Here is a 16,366-nt window from a genome sequence, read left to right on the forward strand (position 1 = left end):
AATGCTATAACCTTAAAAAATAACAAACTTTAAACATCTCACTGCACAAGGACTCCACATGGTCGCTCGCCTCTCCTTGCACTCTGCTTCCCCGAAAAACCTGCCACGCCGCACCCTGCTCGCTTCCTTGCTGCTGGTTTGCTGTCAGGGCGCTGCTACAGCGGCCACGGTCAAACTGGAAAATATTCGCGGCTATGGCTTTGACGATGAACGTCAGTTGGTGACCTTCGACACCCTCGCCTATGACGATGTTAGCGGCAAGGTGCTGGCAAGGGGCAAGGAGGCGCAGTCGCTGACCACAGACCAGGTGCACAATGGCGCTGGCAAGGCGCTGTTACCGGGACTCATAGACGGCCACGGCCATGTGCTGGGGCTGGGCCAGGGCCTGAGCCGGGTTGAGCTGAGGGAGACGCGCACCGAGGCCGCTGCCGCCAGTCTGGTGAGCGACTTTGCCCGGGCGCACCCGGAGCAGCGCTGGATATTGGGTCGCGGCTGGAATCAGGAACTCTGGGACAGCCGCGCCTATCCGACCAGGGCCTCGCTGGATGCCCTGATAAACGACAGACCCGTTTGGCTGCGCCGGGTGGACGGTCATGCCGGTTGGGCCAACAGCAAGGCGCTGGCCCTGGCGGGCATTGGCCGGGACACCCTGGACCCGGACGGCGGTCAAATCATCAAGGATGCAAACGGTGAGCCCACGGGCGTGTTGGTGGATAACGCCATGGCGCTGCTGGAAAACCAGATCCCTGAGCCCGCGAAAGCCGAGCGACTGGCCGCCTTCGCCACCGCCTTTGACCACCTGCTCTCCCTCGGTATCACAGCAACCCACGATGCAGGTATCAGCGCCGCAGAACTGGCCGATTATCAGGAATTACGGCAACAACAGCGGTTGCCGGTGCGGATATACGCCATGCTGTCCGCTGCCGATCCGGCGCTGGATACCTGGCTTAAGCAGGGCCCCATTCTGGATGAAGACGAGCGCCTGGTGGCCCGCTCGGTGAAAATTTACAGCGATGGCGCCCTTGGCAGCCGAGGGGCGGCGCTACTGGCCCCCTACAGCGACAGACCCGGTGAAACCGGATTGCTGGTTACCCCGGAGCCCGAGCTGGGTAGCCTGATAAAGGCCACGGTCGCAGCAGGCTTTCAGGCCAATGTGCATGCCATTGGCGACAGGGCCAATCGCATGGTGCTGGATAAATTTGCCCAATTGGATGACAAGACCCGCGAGGCCGGGCGTCATCGCATCGAACACGCCCAAATTATCGCCCCCGAGGACTTGCCCCGTTTCGCCACGCTCAAGGTGTTGCCCTCCATGCAACCCACCCATGCCACCTCCGACATGAACATGGCAGGAGATCGCCTCGGTGAGCAGCGTCTGCGTGGCGCCTATGCCTGGCGTACCTTGGTGGATATGGGCAGCCCCATAGTTGGCGGCTCCGACTTCCCGGTGGAGCTGGCCAATCCCTTCCACGGCCTCCATGCCGCCGTGACCCGCCAGGATCAACGCAATCTGCCCGAGGGCGGCTGGCGTCCGGCGGAAAAGCTGACCCTGGCCGAGGCCCTGCGCGCCTTTACCCGGGATGCGGCCTATGGCGCCTTTCAGGAGCAAAAAATGGGCAGTCTGGCACCGGGCAGTTTCGCCGATTTTATTCTGCTCGACCGGGACATCTTTGCCATAGCGCCTGAGCAACTCTGGCAAACCCGGGTGCTTGAGACCCACGTAGCGGGTAAACAGGTGTATGTTCTGGGGCAATAATACAGGCGCCCGGTATGCTTACTGCCGGGCTAAACCTCAAATGTCGGTTTCTGAACGCTGTTATGGGTTCTTTGGGAGGCGCTGGGTGGGTTATCATCAGCAGGTACTTTGCCTGAAAGACGGAAATGCCATGGGTGCCCTCTTTACCTTCCGCCACAGTGTTTTGCTGAGCCTGAGTCTGTTATTAAGCCTGTTATTGCCGACTGCCCAGGCCGCCGACGACCCGGCATACGACTACCTCAAGAGCCGCCAAATGCGGGCTATCACGGTGGAAGGCACTGAGTTGCCGGTGTTGGTTCGCCCCTGGGAAGGAAAAAACCAGCATGGGGCTGCGCTGATTTTTGCCGATACCGGCTTTGGCGCCGATGCTCCGGGACTGGTGGCCTTTTTGAGGGATGGGTTAAGCCCACTGGGCTGGGCCAGTATCAGCATGACACCACCCAGTAACCCGCCCCACCCGAGTTTTGCCACAGCCCCCGAAGAAGTGGCCAGGGCCGGCGACAAGCAGCTCTCATCCCCTGCAGACAAGGCCATGGACAAATTCAGCCCCCAGGAATGGCAACAGCATGTGGACACTCAGCTGGGCTTTGTGGAGGCCAGTCTGGGGCAACTTGATCAGATAGGCGCGGCGTATCCCGGCAAACGTATCCTGGTGAGCATGGATCGCAGCGCCGCCCTGTTGCTGCAACTGCTGGCCGATGGCAAGGTAGCACCGCCGGATCTGCTGGTGATCATCAACCCCTACAGCGAATCCCCTGACTTTGACGAGCGTCTGCCGGGTCTGGTGGCTGTGCAGGAAGTGCCTGTACTGGATATTCAATCCCCGGATGGTAACAGGGCAAGCCTGGCGACCGCTTCACTGCGGCGGGCCAACTCAGCGATGAAAGATGCCATGGCTTACCGGCAGTTGCCCCTGGCGCTCAACATCAGCGAGCCCGATGCCTGGGCCGATGTGCTCAGCGCCATCCGCGGCTTCGCCGCCAGCGTCAAGGCCGCTCCCCTTAACTGATTCAGGCCTGCTTGTCCTTGGTGAGCATGAGTGCCAGGGCAACCAATACCACCACGCCGGCCATATACAGCAGCTCCAGCGCACTCTGGGGCTTGAGCTCGCTGAAAAATGAAAACAGCTTGATGACCAGCATCATGAGTATGACCTTGCCAAGCTTGCTCTTGAGCGAGTCTATGCTGCTGATAATCAATATTTTACCGCCCACCTGCGATTCGGATGCCGGCTTGATGTCACGGATAAAGAGCTCGTAAAGACCAAAGGCAAAAATCAAAAGCACGGCGCCCAACAGGAAGGTGTCGAGGATTTCAATGACCACCATCACCAGGTCGTTACGCACCTCAAGGCTGCCGCTGGCGAGGTAATCCCACTGCAGATGGAACATGTGCAGCATGTCCTTGGCACCCATGATAAAGACCACCAAGGCCGCCACAATACAGGCCACTACCCCAAAAATCACCGACAGTCGGCTGCTCCACAGCAAACGTTCCAGTTGATTTTTCATCTTTCAGCTCCTTGAAAATACATCTAAAAAATAAAGCGCCGATTGTGGGCGCTTTGGTTGGGTACACGCAAGTCCAATCCCGGGGATTGTGAGTGGATTACCAGAATTTTTGCCGCGGTTTGTAGTCTCTGTCGGTTTTACCCTGCTGGCGCCGGGCGGCGATGGCAAAGTTTTTCCCCAGCAGCAGACGCACCTGATACCAGGACTCCCGCGCCAGCAAACGGCGAATACTGCCACTCCAACTGCGATGAATTGAGCCCTTGATGGCTGCCAGCGCATCAGGCGAGCGGGTCATTAATTCCCCGGCAAAGACGATAGCCTCGTCCACAGGCGCCGCTGTGACCCGAGTAACCAAACCAAGGGATGCGGCCTCACCGGCGTTGATGACTCTGGCCGTCATCGACAGTTCCAGTGCCTTGTCTTTGGGCAGTATCCCCCTGAGGCTCACCAGCCCTGCCATGTCGGGCACCAGGCCCCACTTGGCTTCCATAATGGACAGCTCGGCGTTTTCAGCCGCAAAGCGAAAATCGGCCCCCAGCGCAATCTGCATGCCGCCGCCATAGCAATAACCTTCGATAGCAGCGATAACGGGCACCGGCAACCGACTCCAGCCGATGGAAACCCGCTGCGCCAGATTGGCATTGCCGGGCAGCCACTTGGCCAGCAGCCCCAGCGGCTGCAACGGCTTGCTGGTGACACTCTTGATATCGAGCCCGGAGGAGAAGTGCCCCTGAGCACCCTGCAATATCACCACCCGCACCTGTCTGTCCCGTGCGAGCCGCTTCTGCACCCGGCAGATTTCTAAAAACATCTCATAATTCAACGCATTGAATTTTTCTGGTCGATTTAATGTCACAAAGGCTATGCCATCCTTTATGACCAGGTTGACTGGGGGTTGAGTCATGCCGCATCCTAACTGGTCTGTCCAGAAGCGATGTTAACATATTTGGCATAAATGGCTATTCAACGTAACATAGTCAGACTTTTTGACATCCGTCAGTATTTTGACATCAGGATTTTATTACCGGTTGCACCCCAAACACAGCGGGGTATGATTCGGCCATGGGAAATGCCAACTTCAGGAATCACCATGGGATCCAGCCAGGAAAGGCGCCACGACCCAAAGCAGGATGACAGCAGAAATTGGTGTTATCTTGAATAAGAAGAACAATCGAGGACCTTATTCCAGCATGGCACTTCCAGTATTGATATGTGACGACTCCGCCATGGCTAGAAAGCAGATGGCGCGCACCCTGCCGAAAGATTGGGATGTCGACATTACCTTTGCCACCAATGGTGCCGAAGGTATAGAAGCCATCCGGGCCGGCAAGGGTGAGGTGGTGTTTCTTGACCTCAATATGCCAGTGATGGACGGCTATGAAGTACTGCAAACCATTCAGCAGCAGGACTTGCCCGCACTGGTCATAGTGGTATCGGGTGATATTCAAATCAAGGCTCACGAACGTGTTAAAGCACTGGGCGCACTCGACTTTATCCAAAAACCCGTCAGTGCCGAGGCCATAGCCGGCATACTCCAGGAATACGGTATTCTGGTGCCCGGCGAAGGCGAGGGCGACGAAGCCGAAGACAATCCCCTGTTAAAAGTCGACATGCGCGATGCTTGCCAGGAAATCGCCAACGTCGCCATGGGCCGGGCGGCAGACCTGCTGGCCAAACTGTTGGACGTGTTTGTGGTGCTGCCTATTCCCAATGTCAATGTGCTGGAAGTGAGCGAGCTGACCATGGCGCTCAAGGCCACAGAAACATCTGCCAAAGTTACCGCACTGTGCCAGGGTTTTATCGGCGCTGGTGTGGCCGGAGAGGCCCTGTTGCTGTTCCATGACTCCAGCTTTCAGGACATGGCCAAGCTGATGAAGCTCGATGGTCCCAGCGATGAGGCCACCGAAGTGGAAGTCCTGATAGATACAGGCAACGTGCTGATTGGCGCCTTTTTGAATGGCATCGCCGAGCAGCTGGACATGCATTTCAGTCAGGCACATCCGGTGGTATTGGGCCGACATTGCACGGTCAACGACCTTATCCACGACAATGCCGAGAAATGGCACCGCACCCTGGCGATGGAAATCAACTATCGCATCGAAGATCACAACATTGAGTGCGATCTTCTGCTCCTTTTTACCGAAGACTCGCTGCCGACCCTGAATTACAAGCTCGGCTATATGTTGGATACCGATTGAGGCCAAACCCCTGATGTCCAATGACGCAGACCTGATGAACGAACTCCACTGGCTTATCGATATGGTGCAAACCATAGAAGTAGGCCTGGTGGTGCTGGACAGAAACTTCAATATTGCCCTGTGGAATGGATTTATGGAAAACCACAGTGGCGTTTCTCCCAATTCCATCAAGGGCAAAAACCTGTTCGAAGAGTTTCCCGAGCTCCCGGCCGCCTGGCTGAAAAAGAAGATGGAGTCTGTGTATCTGCTGAAGAACCGTGCCTTTATCAGCTGGGAGCAGCGCCCTTTTGTGTTCCAGTTTAAAAACTACCGCCCCATTACCGGCCGGGCAGAGTTTATGTACCAGAACGTCACCCTGCTGCCACTGGCTTCGCTCACCGGGCAAATTACCCACATCAGCATCATTGTGTACGACGTCACCGACGTGGCGGTGAATAAACTGCAGCTGAAAAATGCCAATGAACGCCTGGAGCACCTGAGCCAAACCGACGGCCTGACGCAGTTGCACAACCGTCGTCACTGGCAGGAATGTATGAACCGGGAATACGAGCGTTTTAACCGCTACGGCGACCCTGTCAGTCTGGTGATGTTTGATATTGACCGCTTCAAGCAGGTTAACGATGAGCACGGCCACGTGGCCGGTGACAAGGTTATCCAGCATATAGCCCACCTGTTGAGCCAGTCGCTGCGGGAAACAGACTGCGCCGGGCGCTACGGTGGCGAAGAGTTTGCGGTAGTGCTCACCGGCACCACAGCCGAAGAGGCGTATCACTTTACCGAGCGCCTGCGGGAGAAAGTGGCCTCCTCGGCCATCCAGTTTGGCGGCAAGAGCATACAGGTCACCATCAGCCTTGGTATTTGCGGCATGGACGATTTTGTCGACAACGAATCCCAGTGGCTTGCGTACGCCGATCAGGCGCTGTATCAGGCCAAACAGCAGGGGCGTAATCGCACAGTGATCTACAGCGAGTAAGCCGATTTTCAGGCACAAAAAAGCCCGTCGTGAGACGGGCTTTTTTGTTATCAGTGACGCTCGATGGGGAAGCCATCCTTGTCGTAGTCTTCGTCGTCATCTTCGTCGTCGAAGTCTTCATCGTCGCCCATAAAATAGGTGCCCCAGCCGTCGTAATCCACCTTCTGCTTGGCAGCGAGGTTGATCAGCTGTTCACAGGCCTTGTCAATCAGGTCCACGTCCAGAGCATGGTTGGCGATGGCGTCAAAGCAGAGGATCACACTGCCATCATCCAGTTCCAACTCTTCGGCGTCAGTCACTTCGAAGCCCAGTTTGAAGGCGTCTACCGCGGCTTTTTCAAGGCGATCAAAATTGGTGCTCGAAAAATGATGTTCAATCATGTACTCGGCATCCGGGTCGGAACCATCATCCAGCAGCGACTGAACGATATCACGGGTCTCTTCCTGTTGGGCCTTAAGCAGGCGCTCAATAGACATGGGCTGACTCCAATAAACAAAGCAAGCGCCTGCCCACCACGGGAGGCGCAATCAGGGCGCAGTATAACAGAGATTAAAAAAGGCGTCAGTTGGCCAGACGGGCACGGTCCATCAGGGCGGCAGCCTCGCGGTTAAGCTGCTCAAGCTTGGCCGACATGGCGGCATGGATATGCTCAGACAACTCCTTAACCTGACTCTTGTCCAGCCCCTTGGTCTCAAAGGGTTCCATCTGCTCGATAATCACTACGCCGTTGTTCCAGCGATTGAGTTTGATATGGCACTGATTGGAGGCCAGCACCGGCACCATGGGCACACCGGCGGCGATAGCCGTATGGAAAGCCCCTGCCTTGAACGGCAGCAGACCACGGCCACGACTGCGGGTACCTTCGGGGAAAATCCACACCGACAGGCACTTGTCTTTGATTTTTCTGGCGGTGTTCGCCATGGTCTCAAAAGCGCGGTTACGGTTTTTGCGATCGATAAGAATATTGCCCGACAGCCAGTAGATCTGACCGAAGAATGGCATCCAGGCAATGCTCTTTTTCCCCAGGCTCACGGTACCTTTGGGTACGGCGGCGGTATGGGTGAACATATCGAAATTGTTTTGATGGTTGGCAAGGTAGACGCAAGGCTCACTGCTGGCGGCCTGGGGACGACGTACTATCACCTTAATCCCCAACACCGGCGCAACGGCAGAGAACCACTTGGCGAACATATGTACATTGTCACGGTGTCTTGGGCGCAACAAACAGGCAATGGAACCCACGATGAATGCCATCAGCAGCAATATAGCCAACAGCAAGGATCTGACGATTAACAGCACGACATACTCCCGGTAAAAACTCCTGCGCAGTATAACGACAGAGTATGACTGGAACAATATTTTGTTTACACGTGTGCGCTGATTTATTAATTAATCATTAAATTCATAAAGTTAAAGCCCGCCATTCGGCGGGCTTTTCAGGGGTTAGCGCCTGGTTGATACCAGCCTGAACACCATGGCCGATAGCGCCAGAGTTGCCACTATCATGGCGCCGCTCGGCAAGTCGAACATGGCCGACAGCAAAAGCCCGGCGAGGTAACCGCAAAGGCCAACCAGATACGCCCAGCCCAAAGCTTTGGCGCAGCTAAGTTTATTCACCGCCAGCGCAGGCAAAATCAGGGTACTGAACACCAGATACACACCAACAAGCTCAACCGAAAGGGTAATCACCAGAGCAAACACCAGGTAGAAACCCGCCCCATCCAGTACGGTTGGCCGCGCCATGATGAGCGCCAACACTCCGGCAGAGACCAGCGCCGGCAGATAGAGTTGCTCCCAGCTTACCCAAAGGATCTGACCGGACATCAGCTGCTTGAGGAGCTCCGCACCATGGGGGTCATTGGCGAGCAGCAACATGGCACCCACGGCCGCCAGCACATACAGACAACCAATCATGGCCTCAAGTTCATCGGCCATGCGCCGCGAGAGCCAGGCAATCACCCCGGCACCGGCCAGGGCAAAGAGCGCCGGCATCCAGATTCCCGAAAATGGCGCGTCCTCAAGCACAGGGTGCATGTGAGCCACAATGGCCCCCAGAGCCGCCACCTGAGCAATGGCCAAATCGATAAAAATGATGCCACGCTTAAGCACCTGGCGTCCCAGCAGCACATGGGTAGAGAGCACCAACACCCCGGCGGCCAATGCCGGCAGCAATATGTCCAGCAGATCCCAGTCAAACATAGATCAGTTCGCCCCTTTCAAAAGGTTAATCACGCTGTCGTAGAGACTGAACAGATCCTGACTCTCCTCATTGCCTCCCACAGACATGGGCAGCACCAGCACAGGTAGCCCGGCTTTTTCGGCAAGCCAGTTAGCACCGCGGGTGTCCTGATAGGAGGCCACCACAATCGCCGAAACATCACCCTTGCGGGCACGCTCCAGCAGGCTGGCGAGGTGTCCACTGGAAGGCGGCAGACCCGGTTTGGGCTCCAAATCGGCCACCTGCTCTATGCCAAGCCAATCGAAGAGGTAACGAAAGCTGGTGTGATAAGCAATCACCTTGCGTCCGGCGAGCTCCTGGGCTGAAGCTTCCCAGCCCGGAATGGCGGCCTGCCAGCGTTCGCTGAAGCGGGCAAAGGCAGCATCGTAAGCGGCGCTGTTGTCCCCATCCAGGCGTTTCAGCCTGGTGGTAACGGCTTCGGCCACCTGCAAAAAGCGCCGTGGCGAAAAGTGCAGATGCGGGTTGCCCTTGGCGTGAACATCGCCCATGGAGCGGTCGACCTTGTCCAGCTTATCCAGGGTCTCAATCAGCTCGGCGGCATACAGCATGCCGTCGCTGCCGTCTCTCACGTTGGCATTGGCGGATTTCATCTGCAGCATTGGCAGCCAGCCAATTTCAAGGTCTGCACCGGCGCACAGGGCCAGATCGGCCTGACGCATCTTGGCTATCAGACTCGGTCTTGCCTGCACCTGATGAGGGTCCTGCATGGCCGTGGTCGCCGAGTAAATACTGGCGTCCGGCGCCAGCTCTTTGGCCAGCGCCGCGTATTCGGGCTCACAGGCAAAGATATTCAAACCGGCCACGGCACTGGCGCTGTGGCCCAGCGTGAGGGCCAGCAGGCCCCCGAGCAACTTAGAATTGATGCGCACCGTGGGCCCCCAGAGTCATAACATATTGCAGAGTGAACAGATTATCGTCGCTGATGCCGTCAAAGTTGGTTCCCTCTTGACGGGTGTACTGCAAACGTACCGTAGAGAAATGGCTGTGATGCCAGTTGAGGCTGACTTCGGTCTCTTTCAGCTTCTGGGCATCAAAGTGGTCATCGTGGGCCAGTTGGGTATCCAGCTCGCCATAACGCAGACCAGCAGACCAGCTGGGGCTGAACTGATACACACCGCTCAGGTACCAGCCCTGATGGTAGTCCTTGCCATGGGCATGCTCATGACCTTCTTCTTCCTCGTGTTCCTCTTCATGGAGCTCAGGCGCCTTGAAATCATTCACGCGGAAAAACTCACCGCTCAGGGTGAGGTGCTGATACTTGTAGTTGCCGTTTGGCGCCCATTTATACACAAAGTCAGCCACATAGGTGTTTTCGCCCGTGTAGGCGGCGCTATGGCTGTGGTCATGGGCGTGTTCATCTTCTGCATGAACCTCTTCCCCTTCTTCATGGGGTGTCAGGCGCCCGTTCTGGTTTTTCATGTAGGCCAGTCCCAGCTGCCAGGAGCTGTTGTCGCCTATGTCACCGCCCAACTTGGTGAAAGCGTTGTATACCCCAACGGTATCGAATTCGCGCTCGCCGTGTTCATCTTCGGCGCGCATCTTGTCGCCCTTGAAGCCTTCAACGCCGAAGGTCCAGTAAAGGTCGGTGGGGGCCACCCAGCTCAGGCGCAGACCATCATCAAAGTAATGGCTGCCAAGGAAGGCGCGGTACACCGCAGGTCGACCGGCAAAGGCATCGCTGTGGAGGTGTTGGTTGTTCAGGTAACCCACATCAGACAGGAAACGGCCAGCGCGCACAGACAAGCCCCCCGGCAACGCCAGAGTCTGGATAAAGGCTTCTTCAAGCTCCAGCTCGGTTTCACCGTCGTGTGCTTCAATCACTGTGGTTAGTTTGCCGTAGAAGAGGTCGTCGATATTGGCACTGATGGCAAGTTCGCTCTCGCCCAGGCCAAAGCCTTCTTCACGGCCACCCAGAGCGCGATCGCCACTCTGATAGTAGCCATCCAATACGGCACTGATGGCAGGGTTACCCAGGGTAGGGGTTTCGGCGGCGGCCGCAGCAGAAATCACGGCAGATGCCAACACAGACAAACGAAAGGTGTTCATAAATTCTCCAAAAATACAGCAAGACCCCGACAGCAAACCGCTATCGGGAAATAGTTAACTTTTCAATGCGATATGTATTTAAGGAGCGAGTGGTGGACCGCGGGCCTGGGGCTGTGGACGAACCGACTCCACTGAGGTGAACAGCGGGGTCTGGGGTTGCTCGAACACCTGAAGCTGGGGCACCTTGGGCAGGCTCACCCCGGGCAGGAGCTTGTTCAGCTGGTGTTGATGGAAACAGAGGGTACAGTGGTTGTAGCCCCCTTCATCGAGGTGGGTGGTGGCGTGAGCGGCAGCAATAAACGACAAAAGCACCAGTACGGCAGAAAGCCATACAGCGATAAGTCGATGAATTTTGCGCCTTGGGAATTGCACGCACCCTACTCCGGTGATTTGTGAAGCGGCTCAAGTTTACGGTAGCCCAAATGGGCTGGCAACCGTGATCGCAGTAGAAAAGTTACAGAATGTTATCCTTTGGGCAGTGTGCAGGTTTTCGCCTTAATCTTGTGTTAAGCCGCCTGACATACCATGGCGCCACTATTCAGTTACCAGCTTGCTTACTCAATCAGGAGAATGCGTTATGGGTCAATTTTTCAAAGAAAACATCAAACTCATCTTGGTTGCAGCCCTGGTGATCGGCGGCATTCTCGGAGGGATCTGGTGGGTTGAAACCTCACTCGCCGCGCAGGAAACCGTGCTCTAACGGTACTTTTGCCGCTCATGGCTCTTGTCTTCCACTTCAGGAGCCTCTACCACAATAAGCTGATCCATCAGGTGAGATATCAGCAGCAGCGCCAGGCACATGGACGCCACCAGCACGGCGACACCTCGCCATGGCGCATGCAACCAGGCCAGCAGCAGCGCCGCCACACCAAGATAAAATCCCACTAATTTCAATTTGATCAGCAAACCACTGCGTGCCAGCCAGGCATCACAGTGCGGGCACTGGATCTGGGCGTTCAACCCCTTGCCACGCTGGGCCTTGACGGCTGTCGCTTTAAAGTTTTTGTGGCAATGACTACAGATCATGATAGGTCCTCTACACCTCGGGGCTGCAAATTCTACCAGAGCCTGGCAGTTTTGGGATAAGAGTTCCGCTCCTGACCACCCTGATTGTACGCCCGCGCCATCAGGGGCTATGATGCTTACATCTTACAGCAACAGGATGTTGAATATGCGTCTGTTAATCCCCCTCCTCTTGGGCATAAGCCTGTATGGTCCCACGGCAGCACTGGCCGTCAGTGATGAATTTCGCAGCAATGTTGAGCAGCTGGAGCACACGATTGCCCAAGATCTCAAGGGTTTGTCTCAGGCCAAAGGCGAGCTGGTTGCCATCAGTGAGTATCGGATAAACCAAAAAACTGCCGAGTTGAGGCAGCTTATCAACGCCGAAATTGAAGCCCCGAACACAGACACCGCCTACCTGCAAACCCTGGTGGAAAATCAGCTGAGCTTTATCCAGCAGACCCAGGCCTACCTTGGCAAAGACATCCAGAGGCTCAAAAGTGCACTCGGTGGCACCAATGATGCCGAGCTGTTGCTGGCGCTGTCCAACCGAGAGCGGGAGCGCGATACCAACTTCAAAAAAGAACTGCAAACTCTGGATTGGGGCAGCAAGCTGGGCATGGACACAGAGCCGCGCCGCGCTGAGCTGAAACAGGCGCTGGCCGAACGGGCCGACCGCCTGGCAAGCCTGGTGAGTTACACCCAGGAGCAACTGAAACAGGCGGTGGATGACGCCCGTGCTGCCGGTAAAGATGTCAGCGCCGAGCAAACCGCCCGGGTCAGTGAGCTCAAGGCCCGGCTGGAGCAAAACAGCGTTAGCCTGAGTACCGTGGTCGGCTTGCTGGAAGAGCTGGGAGCCGATACCACGACGCTGAAACAGGTGCTCTTTACCGTGTCCGGTGACATTACCCAGGATGTGCTGGATATCGACCTGGTGGGCAGCCTGCTTGGCAAGTGGCTCAGCGTCGCCGAATCGCAGGCCATAGAAAATGGCCCACGGATGCTGTTTAAGGTATTTATCTTTCTGCTAATCCTCTTTGTCGCCAGTCTGGTTGCCAAGCTGGTCAAGAGTGTGGTGAAAAAGGCGGTCAGTAACTCCAAACTCAAATTCAGCAAGTTATTGCAGGATTTCTTTGTCTCACTTTCGGCCAAGGGCGTGTATACCCTGGGGTTACTGATTGCCCTGTCGCAACTGGGCTTTGAGCTTGGGCCCCTGCTGGCCGGTTTCGGTATTGCCGGTGTCATCATAGGTTTTGCGCTGCAGGACACGCTGTCGAACTTTGCCTCCGGCATGATGATCCTGATTTACCGCCCCTATGATGTGGGAGATCTTATCAGCGCCGCAGGCGTCACAGGGCGGGTCAGCCATATGAGCCTGGTATCAACCACCATCAAAACTCTCGATAATCAGCGCCTTATCATTCCAAATAATAAGATTTGGGGCGATACCATCAACAACATCACCGCCGAGCGCCATCGCCGGGTCGATATGACCTTTGGCATCAGCTATGCCGATAATGTCGAGCATGCGGAAAAAATCCTGCTGGATATAGTCAAAAGCCATCCCAAGGTGCTGAAAGACCCCGACGTCACAGTGCGCCTGCATCTCTTGGGCGAGTCGTCGGTGGACTTTGTGGTGCGTCCCTGGGTTCGACCAGATGACTACTGGGAAGTTTATTGGGACGTGACCAAGGCGGTGAAGCAGCGCTTCGACGCCGAAGGCATTACCATTCCGTTCCCGCAGCGGGATGTGCATTTCTACCGCAGCTGACCAAAGCGACTCTCTTAACAGAGCAACGAATGCAATAAACCGAAAGGCACCCGAGGGTGCCTTTCTTGTTCCTCATCCGCGACCATCATCCAAGTCCGACTATGTCACCCTTGTCGTTGACGTCGATATTCAGATAGCCGGGCATAAGCCCCAGCCCCGGCATGGTCATCACCTTACCTGTGAGTACGGTAATAAAGCCCGCCCCAGCGCTTAGGCGTAAACCGACCACAGGCAGTTCAAAGCCACTGGGGGCGCCCTTGAGTGCGGGATCGTGACTGATGGACAAAGGGGTTTTGGCCATACACAGCGGTAATCTGTCCATCCCAAGCTCAGTAATCATCGCCAGATCCCGGCGCGCCTCCTCAGACAGGCTGACGCCGGCGGCACCATAGCGCTCAGCAAGCGTCATCAGACGGGCACCAAAGTCCATCTGGTCGTCATAGAGGTGCTCAAAGTTTGATGGGGCATCGCAGGCACGGGCGACTGCGGTAGCCAGCGCCCGAGCACCCTCGGCGCCATGACTGAATGCATCGCTGATTTCGCAGCCAAAGGCCCCTTCTTCAAGGCAACGCTCTTTGAGCCATTCCAGTTCGGCCATGGCATCGTCGGGGAATCGATTGATGGCCACCACCAGTGGCAGGCCATAGCCCATCACGTTTTGCATGTGCCAGTGCAGGTTGGCAAAGCCGGCTTCCAGACGTACCCTGTCGTCGCCTTCCACACCTGAGTTGGCCTTGAGTGCCTTTAAGGTCACCACCAACACGGCGGCAGAAGGGGCAATGCCCGAGGCGCGGCTCTTGATATTGCAAAACTTTTCAAAACCCATATCGGAGCCAAAGCCGCCTTCTGTTACCACATAATCGTGGTGTGCCAGAGCCACCCGGTCAGCGATGATGGAAGAGTTGCCATGGGCAATATTGGCAAAGGGGCCCGCATGAACCAGGCAGGGCGCCCCGCTCAGGGTTTGCATCAGTGTCGGCTCGATGGCATCACGCATGATGGCGGTCATGGCACCGGCTACACCCAGATCATCGGCGCTGATGGGTTTGCCGTCCCGGCCCATGGCCAGGATCACCCGCCCGATACGGGCGCGCATGTCGGCAATGTTTTCACACAGGGCCAGAATGGCCATGAGTTCAGACGCCGCCGTAATATCAAAGCCACCGCCGTGAACCGGGCCATTGTTATCCCCAAGACCCAGCTCAATCTGGCGCAGGCTGCGATCGTTGTGGTCCACCACCCGGCGCCACAGAATGCGCTCGGGGTCGATATTCAGCGCCGGCATTCCCGTTTTGGCGCTGAAGGCTTCAGGGCCCAGACGGGTTTCATGGAACAGGCGGGCATCGATGGCGGCCGCAGCCAGGTTGTGGGCACTGGTAACGGCATGGATATCCCCCGTCATATGCAGGTTCATCACCTCCATGGGCACCACCTGGGCATATCCCCCACCGGCGGCGCCACCTTTCACCCCAAAGACCGGCCCCAGGCTGGGTTGACGAATACAGGCACAGGCCTTGTGCCCCAGCAGATGCAGCCCCTGGGTCAGCCCTATGGTAGTCACGGTTTTGCCTTCGCCATGGGGGGTGGGTGTAACGGCGGTGACTATTACCAGTTTGCCCCGCAAAGGCGCACGGGCGGCCTCGAGGCTGATTTTGGCCATGGCATGACCAGCCTCCCGCCATAAGTGCTTACCAAGACCAAAGTCGTCGGCAATCCAGCCTATGGGGCGTACATTGGCCTGCCGGGAAATTTCCATATCAGTCAACATAGTGGAGTTCTCGCTGTAGGGTATGCTTGTGATTGTTATTGTGAGACCCTGTGGCGGGTCCTGGCTCAACACAGCCTATGCCAAAGGTCCGGGCTAAAGAAGCTCAAGGAATGACTAATTCATCTTTCCTGAATCCAAATCAATTTCAGTGCACTTTTTTGGGAGAACCATGGTGTCGACTTCGCTCAAGCTGTCCGAATTTATTGCCGGTTTCTGGCGACTGGCCGATTGGCAAACCACCTTGCCTGAGCGGCGTGAAATCATTGAAACCTATCTGTCCCTCGGGGTCAGCTCCATGGACCACGCCGACATCTATGGCCAGTACCAATGTGAACGGCTCTTCGGCGACGTGCTGCGCGAGGCCCCTGCCCTTCGCCAGCAAATGGAAATCATCAGCAAGTGCGGCATCAAGCCCGCCATTGTCGGGAATCCAGACCGCTATGTGAATCACTATGACACCGGCCGGGATCACATAATCAGCAGCGCCGAACAGTCGTTGCGCAATCTGGGCACGGATTATCTGGATCTGCTGCTGATCCACAGGCCCGATCCGCTGATGAATGCTGATGAAATGGCCGAGGCCTTTTATGCCTTGCGCAAGGCCGGGAAGGTGCGCCACTTTGGCGTATCCAACTTTACCCCGAGCCAGTTTGAGCTGGTGCAGTCCCGGCTCGATTTTGCGTTAGAGACCAATCAGGTAGAACTGTCGCCATTGGCGATGCAGGTGATGCACGACGGCACCCTCGACCAATGCCAACGCCTGGGCATTCGCCCCATGGTCTGGTCATGCCTGGCGGGAGGTGCCTTGATGTCGGGTACAGACGAGCGGGCTGTGCGGGTGCGAGCCGTACTTACCGAGATACAGGAACAAACCGGCGCCGACGACCTCAGTCAGCTGGTATATGCCTGGGTGCGGATGCACCCGAGCCGTCCACTGCCCATTATCGGCAGTGGCAATGTTGAGCGTATTAAGTCGGCACTGGCATCAAGCCATATAGTGCTCAGCAGGCAGCAGTGGTTCAGCATCTGGCAGGCCTCCATGGGGCACAGCGTGCCCTGAAAGCCAATAAAAACGGCCGCTACATGCGGCCGTTTTTATTGG

17 protein-coding genes are annotated in these 16,366 nt (G+C 56.5%); 7 read left to right on the forward strand and 10 right to left on the reverse strand.

What is annotated here, in order from left to right; genetic code table 11:
• The first annotated feature begins 58 nt into the window (after positions 1 to 58).
• Together K0H79_RS16295 and K0H79_RS16300 are read left to right on the forward strand one after the other, a co-directional pair.
• The gene (locus tag K0H79_RS16295) at positions 59 to 1,756 is read left to right on the forward strand and encodes an amidohydrolase (RefSeq protein WP_220076510.1); all 1,698 of its coding nucleotides are present in this window, start codon (positions 59 to 61) and stop codon (positions 1,754 to 1,756) included.
• A gap of 85 nt (positions 1,757 to 1,841) precedes the next feature.
• Positions 1,842 to 2,765, forward strand: coding sequence for a DUF3530 family protein (locus K0H79_RS16300; RefSeq protein WP_220076511.1), 924 nt, complete (start codon positions 1,842 to 1,844; stop codon positions 2,763 to 2,765).
• 1 nt (position 2,766) lies between these two features.
• Here the strand turns inward: K0H79_RS16300 and K0H79_RS16305 are convergent, their stop codons facing one another.
• Both K0H79_RS16305 and K0H79_RS16310 read right to left on the reverse strand, forming a co-directional pair.
• Positions 2,767 to 3,267: a YqhA family protein gene (locus K0H79_RS16305; RefSeq protein ID WP_220076512.1), complete on the reverse strand. Its 501-nt coding sequence runs from the start codon at positions 3,265 to 3,267 to the stop codon at positions 2,767 to 2,769.
• Between the two features lie 97 nt (positions 3,268 to 3,364).
• Entirely contained in the window at positions 3,365 to 4,171 is an 807-nt protein-coding gene (locus tag K0H79_RS16310) for a crotonase/enoyl-CoA hydratase family protein (RefSeq protein WP_220076513.1), read from the reverse strand.
• 286 nt (positions 4,172 to 4,457) lie between these two features.
• On the opposite strand from K0H79_RS16310, the gene K0H79_RS16315 reads away from it, so the two are divergent.
• Together K0H79_RS16315 and K0H79_RS16320 are read left to right on the forward strand one after the other, a co-directional pair.
• Positions 4,458 to 5,465 carry a response regulator gene (locus tag K0H79_RS16315; RefSeq protein ID WP_220065726.1) on the forward strand — a complete coding sequence of 336 codons (1,008 nt, stop codon included), beginning with the start codon at positions 4,458 to 4,460 and terminating at the stop codon, positions 5,463 to 5,465.
• A 13-nt stretch (positions 5,466 to 5,478) separates the two neighbouring features.
• Entirely contained in the window at positions 5,479 to 6,438 is a 960-nt protein-coding gene (locus K0H79_RS16320; protein ID WP_220076514.1) for a sensor domain-containing diguanylate cyclase, read from the forward strand.
• 50 nt (positions 6,439 to 6,488) lie between these two features.
• Here K0H79_RS16320 and rraB read toward each other — a convergent pair whose 3' ends face one another.
• The 6 genes from rraB to K0H79_RS19335 form a co-directional block, all read right to left on the reverse strand.
• On the reverse strand, positions 6,489 to 6,914 hold the full coding sequence (rraB, locus tag K0H79_RS16325; protein WP_011761245.1) for a ribonuclease E inhibitor RraB: 426 nt from the start codon (positions 6,912 to 6,914) through the stop codon (positions 6,489 to 6,491).
• Between the two features lie 85 nt (positions 6,915 to 6,999).
• A complete protein-coding gene (locus tag K0H79_RS16330) occupies positions 7,000 to 7,737 on the reverse strand; it encodes a 1-acylglycerol-3-phosphate O-acyltransferase (RefSeq protein WP_220076515.1) in 738 nt (245 codons plus the stop codon).
• Between the two features lie 144 nt (positions 7,738 to 7,881).
• Positions 7,882 to 8,637: a metal ABC transporter permease gene (locus K0H79_RS16335; protein ID WP_220076516.1), complete on the reverse strand. Its 756-nt coding sequence runs from the start codon at positions 8,635 to 8,637 to the stop codon at positions 7,882 to 7,884.
• A gap of 3 nt (positions 8,638 to 8,640) precedes the next feature.
• Entirely contained in the window at positions 8,641 to 9,546 is a 906-nt protein-coding gene (locus K0H79_RS16340; protein WP_220076517.1) for a metal ABC transporter solute-binding protein, Zn/Mn family, read from the reverse strand.
• Positions 9,530 to 10,723: a hypothetical protein gene (locus K0H79_RS16345; protein WP_220076518.1), complete on the reverse strand. Its 1,194-nt coding sequence runs from the start codon at positions 10,721 to 10,723 to the stop codon at positions 9,530 to 9,532. The genes K0H79_RS16340 and K0H79_RS16345 overlap by 17 nt, the downstream gene beginning before the upstream one ends.
• Before the next feature lie 78 nt (positions 10,724 to 10,801).
• Positions 10,802 to 11,095: an ABC-type zinc uptake system zinc chaperone gene (locus K0H79_RS19335; protein ID WP_258405418.1), complete on the reverse strand. Its 294-nt coding sequence runs from the start codon at positions 11,093 to 11,095 to the stop codon at positions 10,802 to 10,804.
• Between the two features lie 205 nt (positions 11,096 to 11,300).
• Here K0H79_RS19335 and K0H79_RS19340 point away from each other — a divergent pair, with 205 nt between their 5' ends.
• A complete protein-coding gene (locus K0H79_RS19340) occupies positions 11,301 to 11,423 on the forward strand; it encodes a hypothetical protein (RefSeq protein ID WP_258405419.1) in 123 nt (40 codons plus the stop codon).
• Here the strand turns inward: K0H79_RS19340 and K0H79_RS16355 are convergent.
• Positions 11,420 to 11,749 (reverse strand): hypothetical protein, encoded by a 330-nt coding sequence (locus K0H79_RS16355; protein ID WP_220065732.1) that lies wholly within the window; start codon positions 11,747 to 11,749, stop codon positions 11,420 to 11,422. The two genes, K0H79_RS19340 and K0H79_RS16355, sit on opposite strands and share 4 nt — an antisense overlap.
• A gap of 145 nt (positions 11,750 to 11,894) precedes the next feature.
• Between K0H79_RS16355 and K0H79_RS16360 the strand changes: the two genes are divergently transcribed.
• On the forward strand, positions 11,895 to 13,496 hold the full coding sequence (locus K0H79_RS16360; protein ID WP_258405420.1) for a mechanosensitive ion channel family protein: 1,602 nt from the start codon (positions 11,895 to 11,897) through the stop codon (positions 13,494 to 13,496).
• 85 nt (positions 13,497 to 13,581) lie between these two features.
• On the opposite strand, the gene K0H79_RS16365 is transcribed toward K0H79_RS16360, so the two are convergent.
• Positions 13,582 to 15,264 (reverse strand): formate--tetrahydrofolate ligase, encoded by a 1,683-nt coding sequence (locus K0H79_RS16365; RefSeq protein ID WP_220076520.1) that lies wholly within the window; start codon positions 15,262 to 15,264, stop codon positions 13,582 to 13,584.
• A gap of 169 nt (positions 15,265 to 15,433) precedes the next feature.
• Between K0H79_RS16365 and K0H79_RS16370 the strand changes: the two genes are divergently transcribed.
• A complete protein-coding gene (locus K0H79_RS16370) occupies positions 15,434 to 16,324 on the forward strand; it encodes an aldo/keto reductase family oxidoreductase (protein ID WP_220076521.1) in 891 nt (296 codons plus the stop codon).
• Positions 16,325 to 16,366: the final 42 nt, after the last annotated feature.

The sequence above is a fragment of the Shewanella sp. FJAT-52076 genome (assembly GCF_019457455.1).
Lineage (GTDB): Bacteria > Pseudomonadota > Gammaproteobacteria > Enterobacterales > Shewanellaceae > Shewanella > Shewanella zhangzhouensis.